Raw genomic sequence first — 16,032 nt, forward strand, 5'->3', positions numbered from 1 at the left:
ATTGAAAATTTTAATATTAGGGATTGGAAATATATTATTTGGTGATGAAGGTATTGGAGTGCACCTCTCTAATCTCTTAAAACTTAATTACAAATTAAGTGGTCAACACCAAATTGATATTATCGATGGTGGGACAATGGCAGCAACCCTTATCCCTATCATCATCTCTTATGACAGGGTTTTGATACTTGATTGCGTCAGTGTAGAGAATGAATGTGTAGGAGAAGTATATTTTTTTGATTTTGATAATGTCCCTGAGACTATCACTTGGGCAGGTAGTGCCCACGAAGTAGAAATGTTACAAACCTTGAAACTCACTGCACTTTTAGAAGACCTCCCACCAGTAAAAATCATAGGCATCATCCCTGAAGTGATTGGAGAAAATACTACCTTTGAACTTTCTAATAAAGTCAAAAAAGGATCCGTATTGGCAGAAAAATTAGCTATCACATACCTTCAAGAATTGGGAGTGAAAATAGAAAAAATAGGGAATAAAGATTTACAAGACATTGCTAATTTTTCTTTCAAAGGCTATTGATGATATTTGAGTTTATTTTTTCTTCGACCAAAACAAAATCTTCTATCAAGCATTTTATTCATTTCCTTCAGTTCTATGCAAACAAAAGAAATTTGGATTTTAGCGATATGTTTGAAAAACAAAAAAATCATTATTCTTATTCATTTTTTATTGATACAGAGCCTCAAATTGCACTAGATTTTGCCAATGATATTGCAAATAGATTGCCAATGTCTATTGATTTTAATTTTGTTGAAATCAAAACCCATCAAAATCTATCCTTAAAATGGAAAAAAAATCCAATAAAAAAAATAGCTTTCATAGATGTGCTCCAAACAAAAGAAATTTCAAATGAAAATTCTAAAACTTTTTGTGATCTATTTGATTGGGTAAAAAATATCCAAGCTTATGGACAAAATATCACAGATAAAATCAGTTTGATTGAAGCATTTAAAAAGACAGCTTCAAAGCTAAAAAATGCTGAATCACTTTTTATCAAAACTGCTAATGGGGTCAGAGAATTTTCTTTTATCAACAAAAGTGAAAATATTATGTTTTGGGATCTTTCAAATCTATCAACTTATATGCGTCTTCAAAATACACAATCTCATCTCTTAGCAAGCTATGAAAAACCTATGACCAAACTCTGCCCTAAAGAAGTTTTTGTTCCTTCATTGCTACAAGATAAAAATGTTGAAATCAATACAATCCTAGCTGATGATCTTTTTCTTTCTACTCTAGGAATATTTGTGTTGAAAATGGATATGGGATATGTATTTTTCAAAAACCATCCAAAATCTAAAAATTATGATTTGAGCTATGAACATTATCCTTTAGTTAAAAAACAAGACATAACTATTAGCGAAAGTGGTTTTTTGATAAACAAAACCATCAAAAAAGATTCTAAAAATATCTTCAATATCATTTCAAAGCACTTTGATGAAAAAGATTTGCCCCCACCCAGACCCAAAAAAAATACGCCCCTCAATAATCACCAAAAACTCATCATTTTTTTAAGCAAAAATCACCCAACAAATATTTTGATAAAAGAAGGAATATCATATAAAACACCGCTAAAAATTTCTTTTGAAGCTAATCCGAAAATAATAATTCAAAAAATACAAAATGATTATAAAAATGGTGATAAATTATTAAAAAATTTCAATGAATATTTCAAAGAAATTTTAGAGAATATCTACAATCTAGATGATATACCCATACAAAGCCAAAACCTTATGGATATATTCTGCAGTGCTTCTTTTATACTAGGGTATCAATCAAAGTTTGACTTAGAACTTAATAATATTTTAGATCATGCAAAAAAATTCGTTCGAGACAAAGGACCAAGGATTGATTTCAAACTCATCAAGGAAGAGGAAAAAATCAAATTAGATTATACACGTATCATACGATCTGCAATGAGCTTTAGGATAGCTGGATTAGATGAGGCTACTTTGAGTTATGGCTTCATCGACTCAATGGCTGAGTTTTTAGGCAATTTTATCCGTGATACAAGTACTAATTTTGCCATAAAAGATATTTTGATTTGTGGAGATATGCTAGGTGAAAAAATCTTTTTAGACAAAATATTACACTATTTACCAAAAAATATAAACATACACCTTCCAAAAGATGGGTATATAGACTATCTATGAAAGAGAAAAGAATTAGATTTTACCTGCCTGATTATTTTATAACTCATTTGAATGCTTATCCTTAAATTATCCCTGCTTTCTTATACCTTTCTTTCTGAGTCCCATTTCCACTCAAACCACCTGAATGGATAAAAACAATTTCTCTATCTTCAAATAATTTCATATGTTCACTCAAACATAACCAACCCAAACAATCATAAATCAAATCAAATTCAACACCCAATTTCAACCATTCTTCATAAATTTTATAGAGTCTTATGTCAGGTTTTGCAAACGGAGGTTTTGTTTTTAAGGACAAAATTTCAACAGGTGTCCCAAAACAAATGCTATTCAACAATACTCGTAAATATGCTTTGTCTCCACAGGCTGGAGTCGTATAAACATTTGGGAGATAATGCCCCAAATAAGCAGCACTTGTTCCACTTCCAGAAGTACAAAAAATCATAGGATTTTTCAAATCCTTTATATCTAAAAATAATTCCAAAGCAAGCTTATTTATCCCCAAACTAGCAATCTGACAAGCACCTCCTTGAGGGATAAAAATAACCTTTTCTCCCAAACTTCTACAAATCTCATAAGCCCTATCTCTCAAAACCCCTATATCCCCTTTACAAAACTCTAAATACATACCATTATGCAAAGCTATAGCAAAATTACCCTTTGGATTTTCTTTCAGATAATTACTCAAAGGGTTAGTAATATAAACAAAATTACAACCCTTTAAAGAGCTAATATAAGAAAGTGCAAGCATTGAGTTTGACTGATGCCCTCCATAACTCAAAAGTATTTTTCCGGTCAATGATACATTTAAAAGACTTTCAAACTTGCGTGCCTTATTGCCATTGATAAAAGGATGGAGTAAATCATCACGCTTAATATAAAATTTTCTATCTCGCCAAATATATTGTTGTAGTGGTGAAGGAGTTGATAAAAAACTCATTTACCTAAACAAAAATCTCCAAACATCTTATCAAACATTTCTGAAATATCATAAGGTTGGGTAATGTTTGATATTGATTGAACTGCATCTTTGATATGATAGGAAAAAAGTTCCAACTCAAAGGTATTAAAAACTTTTATTGCATTCTGAATATGATCTAGAGTTTTTTGAACTGCCATTATCTGAAAACTTGAAGTCAAAAGGATTTCATTATTCAAATCTTCTTGATTCAAAATCAAAGAAAGAAGATGTTTTAATTTCAACAAGCAATCTTGGGTATCTTTAGTTGTAATAGAAACACTTTGATAAGATATATTTAAGAGTGTTTCAATCTCGTTGAGTTGTAGTTTTTGTGGTAAATCATTTTTATTTAGTGCAATGATACAATGTTTTTTCTCTTGAGTATTGAGCAATTCAATAATTTTTCTGTCCTCATTTTCCAAAACCCTTGAAGCATCAAAAATAGCTAAAATAATATCGCTTTGCTCTATAGCAGAGAGACTCTTTTGTATCCCTAAAGACTCTACAATATCTTGAGTCTCCCTGATTCCTGCAGTATCAATAAGTTTTATTATATCTCCATTGATGTGAATATTTTCTTCAATGGTATCCCTTGTCGTCCCAGCAATAGGACTAACAATTGCTCTTTCATCAAGTAAAATAGCATTAAGGACTGAACTTTTACCAACATTTGGTTTGCCAATGATACTCAAACAATACCCTTGCACAATCCCTTGACGCATTTTAGAAAATTCATAAATATTGCTTAGTTTTTGCCTTATGTCCTCTAAAGTAGAAATGATATGTACCTGCATATCACTAGGGATATCTTCTTCACTATAATCAATCATCACTTCACTATGAGCAAGCAAACGCATTAAAGACTCTCTTATTTGAGATACAAATATGCTCAATTCACCCTTAAGCTGTCTTACAAGAGCTTTAGCAACATTTTCATTAGCAACATTCATAAGCTTGGAAAGAGCATTGACTTGAGAAAAATCAATCCGTCCATTTAAAAATGCTCTCTTGCTAAATTCTCCAGGTCTAGCCAAACGTGCTCCATTGTGCAAGCAAGATTCTAAAATCATTTTAGCACTCACCCAACCTCCATGACATTGGATTTCACACAAATCCTCACGCGTATAGCTATGAGGTGCTTTAAAATAGATAACTATCGCTTCATCAATAAGGTCGCCTTCAGTGCCATATACTGAAGATAAAGTAGCATAACGAGGAGAAAAATTATCTCTTTTTGTGATAAGACAAGTGATATCAAATGCCCTAGATCCACTCATTCTAACAATCGCAATAGCACCATTCCCTTTAGATGTGCTGATAGCAACGATAGTGGAAGTATCATCCATTCCTGATAAAATCACTCACAATAATATAACGTTCATCCATAGCATTATTTCTGAATGAAACATATTTAGTAGGGAAAGTTTCTCGGAGCTTTTTTAATGCAATATATGCTAAGATTCCGTCTAATGGCTTTGTTTGAGCCTTACCTGTTTCATATACAGTAGTAATAATACTTTGAAGATAAATATCCATTGCCTCTTCTTGATTTTTTAAGAATTGTGCGATTTCTAAACGAATGTTATAACCATATTTAGGCTGTATCCAATTGAATAATAAATAAGAAAGTGCTTTATAACGATAACCTTTCTCTCCAATCAAAAGTGCTGAATCCTCACCATCAAAAGTAACCAAAAGGGTTTGGGGATCATAAAGACTTACCTCAATATGATTGATTTTATAAGGCAAAAAAGAAAACAATTCTTTGAGTTCAAGCTCAATATCTTTAATATCATCCTCTTCAGATGTATTTGAATTATTTTGGATATGCACAAAAGATTCTTTATTTTCACTCATCAAAGAAGGATGATTCTTGTTAGATTGCAAAAAAGTATCTGTATTTGAAGAATTTCCCAAGTGTCTTTGGCTTGAAACATCCTTTATAACAGCTGCAACAATAATAGCATCTTTTTTACCTACACCCAAAAATCCCTTAGAAGGAATTTGGAGGATTTCATAATCAAGTTCAGTGACCGAACAACCTAATTCTGATGAAGCCTGAGTTATAGCTTCTTGTAAAGTTTTAGCAACAATTTTTTTCATTTTTTCTCACCATTTTGAGGATATTTATGCTCTTGAATCTCTAAAGCTTTTTTCCTATCAAGCATTCTATTGATAAGCAACTGTTGGATGATTGAAAAAATATTATTCAATGTCCAATAAAGCACTAAGCCTGCTGGAAAAGTAATCAAAAAGATTGTAAAAACTACTGGCAGGAGTTTAAATATCTTTGCTTGAGTTGGATCGGCAATAGTGGTTGGAGTGAGCGTTTGTTGGATATACATTGAAACACCCATCAAAATTGGAAGGACAAAATATGGATCCATCACTGAAAGATCATGTATCCATAAAATCCAACCAGCACTCTTAAGCTCCACAGCATTATAAAGCACACGATAAATAGCAAAAAATACAGGTATCTGAAGCAATAAAGGCAGACATCCACCCATTGGATTGGCACCATGTTTTTTATAAAGCTGCATCATTTGTGATTGAATTTTTTGAGGGTCTCCCTTATGTTTTTCTTGTATTTCCTTCATTTTTGGGGCAATATCTTTGAGTTTTTGCATACTCACCATACCTTTATAACTCAATGGGTATAAAATAATACGAATAATCAAAGTTAAAAAAATGATAGCCCAACCCCAGTTTCCAATGTAAGTATGCAAAAAATCTAATAATAAAAACACTGGCTTAGCAAAAAAAGTAATCATGCCATATTCAACAACATCTGTTAATATAGGATTGATTTGTTTGAGTTCTTTATAATATTTTGGACCTATATAGCCTTCTAAATCAACATCACCTTTTAACGAAATAAATGGGAGAGGATTTTTAGTACCCGCTTCTGGCTCTATAATTGTTTGAAAACCATTTGAAGAAGAACTAAAAAGGAGTGAAGTATAATAGCGATCTACGCTGGCTATAAACTTCACATTACTAAAATTCTCTCTTTTCTCAGCATCTTTATCTTCTACTTTTGTGATTTTACCTTCATTTGTCTCTAGCAATACCCCATGAAAAGCATATCCATCTGCATCTGCAACAGGTCTAGAGCCATTTGTAATGGCATAGGGCAAATTTTTATTATCCATTTCGACTTTTATATCATATTTGAGGTTTGGATAAAAAGTGATTATTTTTTTTACGATTACATTTTTGAGTTTTTGGATCAAAATAATTGTTTGAGGAGTATCTTTAAGCTCAAGTTTGTTTGTTGAAGATGTATAAGGTTCAGAAAAGGCTTCATTATTAGTAGCGATATCTGAAAATCTAATCTCTAAAGGCCTGAGTGCATCCTGCCCCAGAAGAGGTAATTTATCAATAACCTCTTGTGGTTTAGTTGCAAAACCAAAAAGTCTCTTGATATGATCAAAAAATCCCTCTTGTTTAGGAGCAGTGAATTTTTTATCGGTTAAATAAACTTGAGCTATCCTACCCAATGAATCAATCTGTATTTCAACATCTTTTGAAACAACAGTCGCAATTATTTTTCCAAAACCCAAACTATCTGTATCTGTTTTTGAAATCGTTGGGTCAGAAGTATTGATAGCTGAAGGTATAGAAGATTTTTGAGTAACTCCATCTTGTGTAATTTGGTTTACTGGTTCAGCAGGAAGTTGCGTAGGCTTTTGTAAATAACTATAAACAACAATAAACAAAAATGCAAAAGCTACTGCTAAAATAATCCTCAAATTTGAATTGTCTTTTTTCACTTCCCAATACCTTTACAATGACTTAATGATATAAAATTTAATCTTTGATGACTGAAGCTTCTCTAAAGGTATCAGCCAAAAGATAATTTTCTGAGGAGCTAAATACCTAGCATCCAAAACTCCATAACCTATAGGATAATCAATCCCACCTTTAAAAAACTGGTTACATTTTAAGATTCTTTTACAAATTTTACAAACTGCAATAAAAGGATGATTAAATCTTAATATCCAAAGGGCATATTGAGAGCAAGTTGGATAATATCGACAGCTATTTGGAAACAAAGGAGAAAAAAAATTTTGATAGATTGTTATGAAACCTTCAGAAAAAAATATCCAAAAATCAAAAAAAATTTTTTTCATCTTTCCTACCAATATCCTTTAGAAAATCTACTACAAACAACTGCTAGTGTTGCTAAAATCTTTCTCTTTGAGATAAACCTTTTAAGCATTTTAAAAAATCTTCTTCAAGTTGTTTATAAGAAAGCTCAAGCATTCCCTGTTTAACTACGAAAATCAAAGCATAATTCCTAAGTTTTTCAAGATGACTCCTGCACAAAAATCTTATCCTTCGCTTAATAAAATTACGTTGAACTGCTTTGCCATTCTTTTTAGAAACACTAAGACCAAGTAAAAAAATATCATTCCCAAATTCTCTAAAAAAGGGGAATGAAGTTTTAGAACAAAAAGGTAGCAAATAGAGAGTAAAATTCTTTGCATACCTTTTGTTGCCTTTTTTATAAACAAAATCAAATTCTTTTTTATTTTTTAAAGAATCCACTACAATTAAACTGCAAGCCTTCTTCTTCCTTTTGCTCTCCTTGCATTGATGACCTTCCTGCCGTTTTTGGTCTTCATCCTGAGCCGAAAACCATGTGTTCTTTTTCTTGGTGTATTGTGTGGTTGATATGTTCGCTTCATTAATATACCTTTTATACAAAATAAAACCCTTATTATAATGACTTTTTACTTAAAGATACTTTGAAAGGATTTTAATATTATTTTGACTTATCTTTATCCTCAACCAAAATATAAAGCTCTTTGAGGTTATTGCTTTGGAGCAAATCTACTACCTTAATAAAGCTATCCAAATTGCTGTCTTTATCGCCTTGCAAAACAATCGGTGTATCTTTTGAATAAGAAGCTATTGTATTTTTAAGCTGATTGAAACTTACTTTTTTATCATCAATAAAATAATTTCCATCATTGCTAATACTAATACGAACTTGCTTCTTATTAGGTTCTTTTTGATTATGTGAGGAATTTTCATCTACTTTAGGGATATTGATAGGTAATTTTGATGTTGATACAAACGAAGCTGTTGTAAGTACAATAACTAAAAGTACAAGCATTATATCAATAAAAGGAACCAGATTCATAGAATCCATTTTTTTCATTTTTATCCTTTCAAGAATCTCTATCCAAACGTTTAGGGGCAGACTTGATATATTCAGGAGGATTGTGATAAATATCCCATTTGGTGACAATTATCTCGCTTTTCCTTACCAACATATTATAAATCACTATTGAAGGTATCGCTACAATAAGCCCCATTGCTGTAGCTTTGAGTGCCAGAGCAAGTCCTGTCATAATGGCTTTAGTATCAACAAAAGAAGCAGACCCAATATCAACAAATGTAATCATAATCCCCGCTACGGTACCTAAAAGTCCTACATATGGAGCATTTGAACCAATCGTAGCTATTAGAGTAAGTCTGCGATGCAAATCAAGTTCAAGTTCTCTTTTATCAGCATAATCATCAACTCGCACTGTAGCATAAAACCATACCCTTTCAATCCCAATAGCAATGACAATAACAGATAAAAAACCTAAAAAACCTAAAATCCCATAATCAAGCCATTCTTTCATGACAAACCCTTATTATAATTTTTCAAATTTGCTGCAATTTCCCTATCTAATATTTTCTTCTTTATGCTTTGCCTTTTGTCATAAAGATTTTTACCCTTTACAAGTGCGATCTGTACTTTTGCTTTATTTTTTTGGTTGAAATAGATTTTTAAAGGCACTATACTCAGTCCTTCTAAACCTACTTTACCAAAAAGCTTATCAATTTGCTTTTTGTGCAAAAGCAATTTTCTATCACGCGTTTCATTAGGCTTATAATAAGGATTGGTTGTTTCCAAATAAGAAATATGCATACCAAATAAAAATGCTTCAGAACGTATGATCTTGATAAAACTATCCTTAAGATTTACCCTAGCTTTTCGCAATGCTTTGACTTCTGAACCCAAAAGACAAATACCAGCTTCTAATGTCTCTAAAATTTCATAATCAAAAAAAGCTTTTTTATTCCTAGCAATAATATTCAAACACAACCCTTCAAACGAAAAAAACTACTCCCGCTCCCGCTAAAAAACCACTCATCTCCAAGCTCATCACTAATATTCATAAGTATAGGATAAGCTTGAATTGCAGGGATGAACAAATCATTCAAAGCCCTACCTTTATAAGAAGATAAAATCTCATCACTATGATTTTTTCTCTTTTCAAAAACAGGATTAAAAGAAATTATATTTTTTGCTAACAATTCATCATATTTTGCATAAACAATCTTAGTATCACAAAATAAATCCGGGATAAAAATATCAAAATTATATTCTGATTCATCAAATTTTTCTAAAATTTCACCAATACCACCGACATTTGCACTCGCATAACCACTTACAAAAAATGATACATCTGCTCCAACCCCTATTGCTATTGAGTACAGCTCTTCTTGAGACAATCCTAGATTGAAAAACTCATTTATCTTACTTAGGCAAACCCCAGCATTTGCACTCCCACCGCCTAAACCAGCACCTTTTGGGATAGTTTTTTCAACTTCTATGCTTAGAAATTCTAGCATTGAAGAATTTTTATTTACATTGTCTAAATATTTTTTCAATGCCTTAACACAACGATAGATTAAATTTTCCTCTATAGGAAAATCAAAATCTCCTTTCAAAGAAAATCTATCAGAAATTTTAAATTCAATAATATCTTTGAGTTTCCCTTTAGCCAAAACAAATCTTGAATCTATCAAATGATAAGAACTTCTAAAACCTAAAATTTTTAAAAATATATTTAATTTTGGGAATACATCAAATATCAATTTGTCCTCTTTTAATGTTTTATATGTTTACCTATAGTGCTCAATGTATCTTGAGTAACATCAACAGAAGCTTTTTTGTTCTCAAAAACAATAGCTTCTTTAAGCTCAGCTCTAAGTATCAATGTATTTGGAGGGGCTTCAAAACCAAGCTTCACACTACCCCTATCTACAGATATTACCTTTACAATAATATTCTCTCCAATAACGATACTTTCATCAGGTTTTCTTGATAAAATCAACATTTTTTTTCATCCTATTCAATAGATACTTAACAGTTTTATCTTCTTTGATTTCAATTATAGAAAAAAATTCCTCAAAATCAGCTATATAGATTCCAGATTTTTGATCCTCTAGGTAAAATTTTCGACCTAACCATAAATTTTCTTTGATTTGACTAGAAAAATCTGATATTAAAGGATAAGGCAAGACATCAAAAGGATCAATCACATTATCCTTGCCCCACAATGCTTCCACACCTCCTTCACTGACTCTCTTTAAAGCACACAAAGCTCCATTTACGCCCAAAGCATTTGCTATTATCTCTCCTATGCTACGGATATATGCCCCCTCACTCACACTAATACGAAAAGTGATATAAGGATGATTATAACTCAAAAGTTGCAGGTCAAAAACTTGCATTTTTATTTGTTTTAAAATCGGATCTTTTCCAGATCTAGCAAGTTCATAAGCCCTTTTACCATCAATCTTTTTTGCACAATATTTAGGGGGAATATAATAAATCTCTCCCTTCAGAGGTGCAAGAACAGTCCTTATGGTTTTCAAATCAAATTCATCTAAAATATCAATTGAGACAATATTCTCCATATCCAAACTCAAGCTTTTTGCTCCCAACCACAACACTGCCTCATAAATTTTAGGTGTTTTAGAAATAAAAGGAAACAGCTTTGTATAGCTGCCAAATCCAACAATAACACTTCCTTGTGCAAAAGGATCTAAAGTCCCTGAATAACCTGCTTTTTTGATACCATAACGATGCTTAAGCTGATTTAAAAAAAAATTACAAGAAATGTGGACAGGCTTAAAGGCTGATAACAAAATATCCAAACAAATCTCCTTGTTTTGAAAAATTAATATTATTTTTATCTTTATAATGAAATAATCAAATTGATATTTTAATAGTATTAATGAATACTTAAATGATTCAATAGGAGTCAAAACTATGGAGCAGGAACTGATCTTAAAGCCAGCTACCCTTATCACTTCAAAAACAGATACAAAAGGAAAAATCACCTATTGCAATAAAGATTTTTTACAATATGCCCATTTTACTGAATCCGAACTCATTGGCAAACCTCATAATATTATCCGCCATCCAGATATGCCAAAAGCTGTTTTTAAACTATTATGGGATTATATCCAAAACAAGCAAGAAATTTTTGCTTTCGTAAAGAATAGAAATAAAGAACATAATTTTTATTGGGTCTTTGCCAATATCACACCAAGTTTTGATGCTAATGAAAATATCATTGGGTATTATTCAGTCAGACGTAAAGCTAACCCCAAAGCAATCCAAACTATCTCAAGTATCTACAAACAAATGCTAGAATCTGAAAAAATTGAAGGAATTGCAGGTGGGATAAAAATAATTCATGACCTCATCAAAAAATTAAAAAAACCTTACAATCAAATCATTTTTGAAATGCAACAGGATTAAAATATCTGTAAATACAATTACTGAAAAAAGGATTTTGAAATGAATACTAAAACTTCAATTGCAATCATCTCTTTAGCAATTATGTCAATAATTTTAAATTCTATTTTCAATGCACAAATAAATCAAAACCTAATCATTGATGGTTTATTATTGATTTTAATCTTTTTTGAAGCAATCAGATTTTATCAAAATAACATTGATGAAAAAATGACTCAAAAAATATTAACTATTTCAAAACACCTTAGAGAAGGCAATTTTGAAAATCGAATCATTAAAGCTAAAGGATCAAAAAAATTAATCTCAATCACTCACAATATCAATGATTTACTTGATCATTTAGAAGCCTTTTTGCGAGAAATGAAAACCTCTATAGAATGTTCTTCAAAAAATGAATTCTATAGAAAAGGTATTGAAGAAGGCTTGAAGGGATCATTTTATCAAAATATCCTTAACATCAATCATGTACTCCATGATATTGAAGAAAACTATAAAGAAAATATCAAAAATGCACTATCAAAATCTCTGATGAATATGAGCTTAGAAAATCAAAATAATAATTTAGAAAAAATATCAGGTGAAATGAGTAAGGATGTAGAGCAAATACGCGATGTAAACCACCGAATCAATGTTGTCAAAAACCTTTCAGAAAAAAGTAAAAAAGATGTCATTTCTATCACTGAATCTATAAATAATCTAATGATTTTAATGGATCAAAGCAATGCTGCCATTTCAAGCTTTGCAGAAAAATCTCAAGATATTGGTAATGTTATTCGTCTCATTATTGATATTGCCACACAGACTAATCTTTTAGCACTCAATGCTAGCATAGAAGCTGCACGAGCAGGCGAACATGGAAAAGGGTTTGCCGTCGTAGCTGATGAGATCAGAAAACTTGCTGAAAAAACCCATAAAGCTACCAATGAAATCTCTATGTCCATCCAAACAATGCAACAAGAAATTGATAGCATACAAACAAATAGTCAAACAGTCTATGAAATTGCCATCACTTCTCAAGAAAAAATTACTGATTTTAATGGAATTTTTGATGAAATGGAACAAGATAATAATAATCTATCAAATGTATTTGCCAACCTTTCTGAACATCTAATTATTAATATCGCTAAGCTTGATCATATTTTATATAAATCTTATATTTATTTGAGCCTTAACTATCAAAAACAAATCCAAGATACGACAAAAAATCCCATTTCTGAACTCTTTGAAAACAAAGAAACAAAAATTGTCCTCTATCGATTTATAAATGAAGATGAAGTAAAAAAAATAAAAAATAAAATCTTAGAGTACTCAAACAATGCTTTTTCAGCTATTTCTAAACCTCTTACTCCTGAAATTTCTAAAAATATCATTACAGATATTCAAGCACTAGAATCTGAAAGCAAAACATTATTCTCAAAACTTGAAATGAAAAATATTCAGATAGACAAATAGTTTATCAAAAAATATTTAAATTTTTCTAAAGCATTTTTCCTATGTGAAATTTTATTTTTTTCATTATCTTCCATTTGTGAAAGTGATTTTTCATACCCTTCTGGTATAAATAAAGGATCATATCCAAATCCATTTTTACCACAAGGGGTATCTATAATCTTACCAATCAATTCACCTTTAAATATTTTTTTAACCTTTTTTCCCTCTATTTTACCTATCATGCCAATCATACAAACAAATCTTGCATTTGAAGAATTCACACCTTTTTTATGTAAATTTTCAATCAAATGCTTTATATTCTCTCCATCGCTTGCATTCTCTAAAATACCTGAACTTAAATTAGCATACCTAGCACTATAAATTCCTGGTTCTCCATCCAAAATATCTACACACAAACCACTATCATCAGCTATTGCGATCAAATTTTCATCCACAATATTCAAAGCTTCATAAAAAATATTTGCCTTCAAAAGAGCATTCTTTTCAAATGTATCTCCATTTTCGACAATCTCAAGGGTATTGAAAATTTCAGCATTAGAAATGATTTCAAATTGATCTAAAATCTGTTTTATTTCTTTGATTTTCCCTTCATTAGAACTACCAACTAAAATTTTTGGATTCATTTCTAAATATTTTTCCTTTCTTTTGACTATCAAATCCCCAAAATCTAACAGATTATTTTAGTATAATCATACCTAAAATAATAACCCACTCCGCAAAAAGGTCGCTTTTATGATAAAAAATATTCTTCCCTTAACAGGAATTGCGGTACTCAGATTCTTAGGACTCTTTATTGTCTTACCAGTTATCTCACTTTATGCAGTGAGTTTTAATGCTTCTGCAACAATGCTCGGACTTGCTGTAGGTGGTGCTTACCTGACTCAAGTAATATTCCAAACACCTATTGGAATTGCAAGCGATCGATATGATAGAAAAAAAATTGTTATGCTAGGGCTTTTTGTCTTCCTAGTTGGATCTATTATTTGTGCACTTGCAAAAAATATTGAACTCCTTGTAATTGGAAGACTTATTCAAGGAGCAGGAGCCATTGGAGGAGTAGTCAGTGCACAAATCACTGATATTGTCAGAGAAGAACAACGCACTAAAGCCATGGCAATAATGGGTGGTGGGATCTTCGCTAGCTTTACCCTAGCTATGCTTATTGGTCCCATCATAGCTGCTAATTTGGGGGTAGGATTATTATTCAGTATCACTGCATTTTTGACCCTCTGTTCTATAATATTACTTTACACTAAAGTCCCCTCAACCCCAAAAATCACTTATTCTTTCGAAGGGAAACCAAAATGGCAAGATACCTTAAAAGATAAAAATCTATGGGTCATCAATCTAAGTTCTTTTTTTGAAAAAGCATTGATGACATTGATATTTGTCATCATACCTTTGGTGATTGTGCAAGAATTTAGCTGGAGCGAAGAAAATCTATGGAAAATCTATACCCCTGGTGCAATCATAGGAGTACTTGCAATGGCTCCTGCAAGTATTATTGCTGAAAAATATAGCAAAGCTAAATTTGTAATGTTTTATGGAGTGGCAATGTTTTTGATTGCTTACACTTGCATTGCATTGGCTGATATCCATATCCATACTCCTAAAATCTGGCTTTTTATTACAGGTATTATGATATTCTTTATTGGTTTTGCCACTTTAGAACCTATAATGCAATCTTTGGCAAGTAAATATGCTAAAGCTCATCAAAGAGGAGCTGCATTAGGCATATTCACCACATATGGTTATATAGGTTCATTTGTGGGGGGGACTGCTGGTGGTATCCTTTATCATCAATTAGGTGTAGAAAAAGTAGCCTTGCTCATTGTATGTATCTGTATATTTTGGATATTGACATTGATTTTTTTAAAAAATCCTGCCAAACAAAAAAATGTTTATCTTGCATTGGATGATTATGACAAAAAAAAATTCAAAGCACTCAATCAAATTGAAGGCATCATAGAATGGTATGTGAATGAAAATGAAAAAATAATCATTGTAAAATATGAAGCACAAATCCATACAGAAGAGCAAATCATTCAAATCTGCAAAAAATTCAACAAGGAATCCAACTGATGAATCAAATATGTTCAAATGACCAACCTCAAAAATATCAAATCAGCAAAAAAATCCTCAATATTGTAGGCAAAACCAATGCCGAATATGGACTTATTCAAGAAGGAGACAAGGTTTTATTAGGATTGAGCGGAGGAAAGGATTCTATTTTATTAGCCTGTATATTGGCAAGAATGAAACGACATGCTCCTTTTAGATTCGAGTTCAAAGCCATCACTATCCATTATGGTTTGGGAGAAAAGTTTGAATGGCTCAAAAAATTATGCCAAGATCAAAACATCCCACACGAAATCCACTATACTAGCATCGCAGAAACTATCAAAGAAAAACGACGAGAAGGCAGTTCATATTGTAGCTTTTGTTCTAGAATGCGTCGAGGAGCTCTTTATAGCAAAGCATTAGAAATGGGTTACAATAAAGTTGCTATCGCTCATCATTTAGATGATGCTGCAGAAAGCTTTTTTATGAACCTAACTTATAATGGATCTTTAAGGAGTATGGCACCAATATATAGAGCTGAAAATGGACTTCAAGTCATCAGACCCCTCATCCATATCCGTGAAAGACAAAGTATTGATTTTGTACATTCTCAAAATATCCCGACAGCTCCAGACTGCAACTGCCCTGCCAAACAACCTGATTCAGATAAACCACCTATTGCTAGATTGAGTACAAAAAATTTCCTCTCAAATATGGAAAACACAAATCCTGAATTTTTCAAATCACTTAAAAATGCTTTTTCAAATATCCATGCAGAAAGTTTCAGTGACAAAAATTATTTGGATGCATAAAATATCGAGCTAAAATA

The 16,032-nt window shown here is 31.5% G+C and carries 20 protein-coding genes; 6 read left to right on the plus strand and 14 right to left on the minus strand.

Translation table 11 applies throughout. The annotated features are described in order from the left end of the window. Position 1 precedes the first annotated feature (1 nt). Positions 2-538, plus strand: a complete 537-nt coding sequence (locus BKH44_RS01860; protein WP_095269535.1) for a HyaD/HybD family hydrogenase maturation endopeptidase — start codon at positions 2-4, stop codon at positions 536-538. Then, positions 538-2,172: a hypothetical protein gene (locus BKH44_RS01865; protein ID WP_095269537.1), complete on the plus strand. Its 1,635-nt coding sequence runs from the start codon at positions 538-540 to the stop codon at positions 2,170-2,172. The genes BKH44_RS01860 and BKH44_RS01865 overlap by 1 nt, the downstream gene beginning before the upstream one ends. Positions 2,173-2,233: 61 nt before the next feature. Here the strand turns inward: BKH44_RS01865 and BKH44_RS01870 are convergent, their stop codons facing one another. The 13 genes from BKH44_RS01870 to truB all read right to left on the minus strand — a co-directional run bounded on the left by BKH44_RS01870 (position 2,234) and on the right by truB (position 11,083). Next, positions 2,234-3,112, minus strand: a complete 879-nt coding sequence (locus BKH44_RS01870; protein ID WP_095269538.1) for a hypothetical protein — start codon at positions 3,110-3,112, stop codon at positions 2,234-2,236. Beyond that, positions 3,109-4,479, minus strand: a complete 1,371-nt coding sequence (gene mnmE / locus BKH44_RS01875) for a tRNA uridine-5-carboxymethylaminomethyl(34) synthesis GTPase MnmE (protein ID WP_095269540.1) — start codon at positions 4,477-4,479, stop codon at positions 3,109-3,111. Before mnmE ends, BKH44_RS01870 begins: the two co-directional genes overlap by 4 nt. After that, entirely contained in the window at positions 4,472-5,236 is a 765-nt protein-coding gene (locus BKH44_RS01880) for a Jag N-terminal domain-containing protein (RefSeq protein WP_095269542.1), read from the minus strand. Before BKH44_RS01880 ends, mnmE begins: the two co-directional genes overlap by 8 nt. Then, positions 5,233-6,909, minus strand: coding sequence for a membrane protein insertase YidC (gene yidC / locus BKH44_RS01885; RefSeq protein WP_095269544.1), 1,677 nt, complete (start codon positions 6,907-6,909; stop codon positions 5,233-5,235). The genes BKH44_RS01880 and yidC overlap by 4 nt, the downstream gene beginning before the upstream one ends. 12 nt (positions 6,910-6,921) lie before the next feature. Continuing rightward, entirely contained in the window at positions 6,922-7,269 is a 348-nt protein-coding gene (gene yidD / locus BKH44_RS01890; RefSeq protein ID WP_095269545.1) for a membrane protein insertion efficiency factor YidD, read from the minus strand. 52 nt (positions 7,270-7,321) lie between these two features. After that, a complete protein-coding gene (gene rnpA, locus BKH44_RS01895) occupies positions 7,322-7,687 on the minus strand; it encodes a ribonuclease P protein component (protein WP_095269547.1) in 366 nt (121 codons plus the stop codon). A 5-nt stretch (positions 7,688-7,692) separates the two neighbouring features. Beyond that, the gene (gene rpmH, locus BKH44_RS01900) at positions 7,693-7,827 is read right to left on the minus strand and encodes a 50S ribosomal protein L34 (protein ID WP_095269548.1); all 135 of its coding nucleotides are present in this window, start codon (positions 7,825-7,827) and stop codon (positions 7,693-7,695) included. Positions 7,828-7,904: 77 nt separating this feature from the next. Then, entirely contained in the window at positions 7,905-8,303 is a 399-nt protein-coding gene (locus BKH44_RS01905) for a biopolymer transporter ExbD (RefSeq protein WP_095269550.1), read from the minus strand. Positions 8,304-8,313: 10 nt separating this feature from the next. Next, positions 8,314-8,775 (minus strand): TonB-system energizer ExbB, encoded by a 462-nt coding sequence (exbB, locus tag BKH44_RS01910; RefSeq protein ID WP_095269551.1) that lies wholly within the window; start codon positions 8,773-8,775, stop codon positions 8,314-8,316. Further along, positions 8,772-9,236 (minus strand): SsrA-binding protein SmpB, encoded by a 465-nt coding sequence (gene smpB / locus BKH44_RS01915; protein WP_095269553.1) that lies wholly within the window; start codon positions 9,234-9,236, stop codon positions 8,772-8,774. Before smpB ends, exbB begins: the two co-directional genes overlap by 4 nt. Continuing rightward, positions 9,233-10,018, minus strand: a complete 786-nt coding sequence (locus tag BKH44_RS01920) for a 4-(cytidine 5'-diphospho)-2-C-methyl-D-erythritol kinase (RefSeq protein ID WP_095269554.1) — start codon at positions 10,016-10,018, stop codon at positions 9,233-9,235. Before BKH44_RS01920 ends, smpB begins: the two co-directional genes overlap by 4 nt. An 11-nt stretch (positions 10,019-10,029) precedes the next feature. Further along, positions 10,030-10,260 (minus strand): carbon storage regulator, encoded by a 231-nt coding sequence (locus BKH44_RS01925; RefSeq protein ID WP_095269556.1) that lies wholly within the window; start codon positions 10,258-10,260, stop codon positions 10,030-10,032. Beyond that, the gene (truB, locus tag BKH44_RS01930) at positions 10,235-11,083 is read right to left on the minus strand and encodes a tRNA pseudouridine(55) synthase TruB (protein ID WP_095269558.1); all 849 of its coding nucleotides are present in this window, start codon (positions 11,081-11,083) and stop codon (positions 10,235-10,237) included. Before truB ends, BKH44_RS01925 begins: the two co-directional genes overlap by 26 nt. A gap of 115 nt (positions 11,084-11,198) precedes the next feature. Here truB and BKH44_RS01935 point away from each other — a divergent pair, with 115 nt between their 5' ends. Beyond that, positions 11,199-11,693 carry a PAS domain-containing protein gene (locus BKH44_RS01935; protein ID WP_095269560.1) on the plus strand — a complete coding sequence of 165 codons (495 nt, stop codon included), beginning with the start codon at positions 11,199-11,201 and terminating at the stop codon, positions 11,691-11,693. A 39-nt stretch (positions 11,694-11,732) separates the two neighbouring features. Then, a complete protein-coding gene (locus tag BKH44_RS01940) occupies positions 11,733-13,142 on the plus strand; it encodes a methyl-accepting chemotaxis protein (RefSeq protein WP_095269562.1) in 1,410 nt (469 codons plus the stop codon). Here BKH44_RS01940 and rdgB read toward each other — a convergent pair. Next, positions 13,127-13,765 (minus strand): RdgB/HAM1 family non-canonical purine NTP pyrophosphatase, encoded by a 639-nt coding sequence (gene rdgB / locus BKH44_RS01945; protein ID WP_095269564.1) that lies wholly within the window; start codon positions 13,763-13,765, stop codon positions 13,127-13,129. The two genes, BKH44_RS01940 and rdgB, sit on opposite strands and share 16 nt — an antisense overlap. 109 nt (positions 13,766-13,874) lie before the next feature. On the opposite strand from rdgB, the gene BKH44_RS01950 reads away from it, so the two are divergent. Together BKH44_RS01950 and BKH44_RS01955 are read left to right on the plus strand one after the other, a co-directional pair. Continuing rightward, positions 13,875-15,224, plus strand: coding sequence for an MFS transporter (locus BKH44_RS01950; protein ID WP_095269565.1), 1,350 nt, complete (start codon positions 13,875-13,877; stop codon positions 15,222-15,224). Further along, entirely contained in the window at positions 15,224-16,015 is a 792-nt protein-coding gene (locus BKH44_RS01955; protein WP_095269567.1) for an ATP-binding protein, read from the plus strand. Before BKH44_RS01950 ends, BKH44_RS01955 begins: the two co-directional genes overlap by 1 nt. Positions 16,016-16,032 lie beyond the last annotated feature (17 nt).

Origin of the sequence: Helicobacter sp. 13S00477-4 (genome assembly GCF_002272785.1) — a bacterium.
Classification (GTDB): Bacteria; Campylobacterota; Campylobacteria; order Campylobacterales; family Helicobacteraceae; genus Helicobacter_J.

What these genes read in the sequence shown, in the direction of transcription:
- BKH44_RS01865 (WP_095269537.1), top strand. Translation starts at nt 538, where the DNA reads ATGATATTTGAGTTTATTTTTTCTTCGACCAAAACAAAATCTTCTATC.
- BKH44_RS01870 (WP_095269538.1), bottom strand. Translation starts at nt 3,112, where the DNA reads ATGAGTTTTTTATCAACTCCTTCACCACTACAACAATATATTTGGCGA.
- mnmE (WP_095269540.1), bottom strand. Translation starts at nt 4,479, where the DNA reads ATGGATGATACTTCCACTATCGTTGCTATCAGCACATCTAAAGGGAAT.
- BKH44_RS01880 (WP_095269542.1), bottom strand. Translation starts at nt 5,236, where the DNA reads ATGAAAAAAATTGTTGCTAAAACTTTACAAGAAGCTATAACTCAGGCT.
- yidD (WP_095269545.1), bottom strand. Translation starts at nt 7,269, where the DNA reads ATGAAAAAAATTTTTTTTGATTTTTGGATATTTTTTTCTGAAGGTTTC.
- rpmH (WP_095269548.1), bottom strand. Translation starts at nt 7,827, where the DNA reads ATGAAGCGAACATATCAACCACACAATACACCAAGAAAAAGAACACAT.
- BKH44_RS01905 (WP_095269550.1), bottom strand. Translation starts at nt 8,303, where the DNA reads ATGAAAAAAATGGATTCTATGAATCTGGTTCCTTTTATTGATATAATG.
- exbB (WP_095269551.1), bottom strand. Translation starts at nt 8,775, where the DNA reads ATGAAAGAATGGCTTGATTATGGGATTTTAGGTTTTTTAGGTTTTTTA.
- BKH44_RS01925 (WP_095269556.1), bottom strand. Translation starts at nt 10,260, where the DNA reads ATGTTGATTTTATCAAGAAAACCTGATGAAAGTATCGTTATTGGAGAG.
- BKH44_RS01935 (WP_095269560.1), top strand. Translation starts at nt 11,199, where the DNA reads ATGGAGCAGGAACTGATCTTAAAGCCAGCTACCCTTATCACTTCAAAA.
- BKH44_RS01940 (WP_095269562.1), top strand. Translation starts at nt 11,733, where the DNA reads ATGAATACTAAAACTTCAATTGCAATCATCTCTTTAGCAATTATGTCA.
- rdgB (WP_095269564.1), bottom strand. Translation starts at nt 13,765, where the DNA reads ATGAATCCAAAAATTTTAGTTGGTAGTTCTAATGAAGGGAAAATCAAA.
- BKH44_RS01950 (WP_095269565.1), top strand. Translation starts at nt 13,875, where the DNA reads ATGATAAAAAATATTCTTCCCTTAACAGGAATTGCGGTACTCAGATTC.
- BKH44_RS01955 (WP_095269567.1), top strand. Translation starts at nt 15,224, where the DNA reads ATGAATCAAATATGTTCAAATGACCAACCTCAAAAATATCAAATCAGC.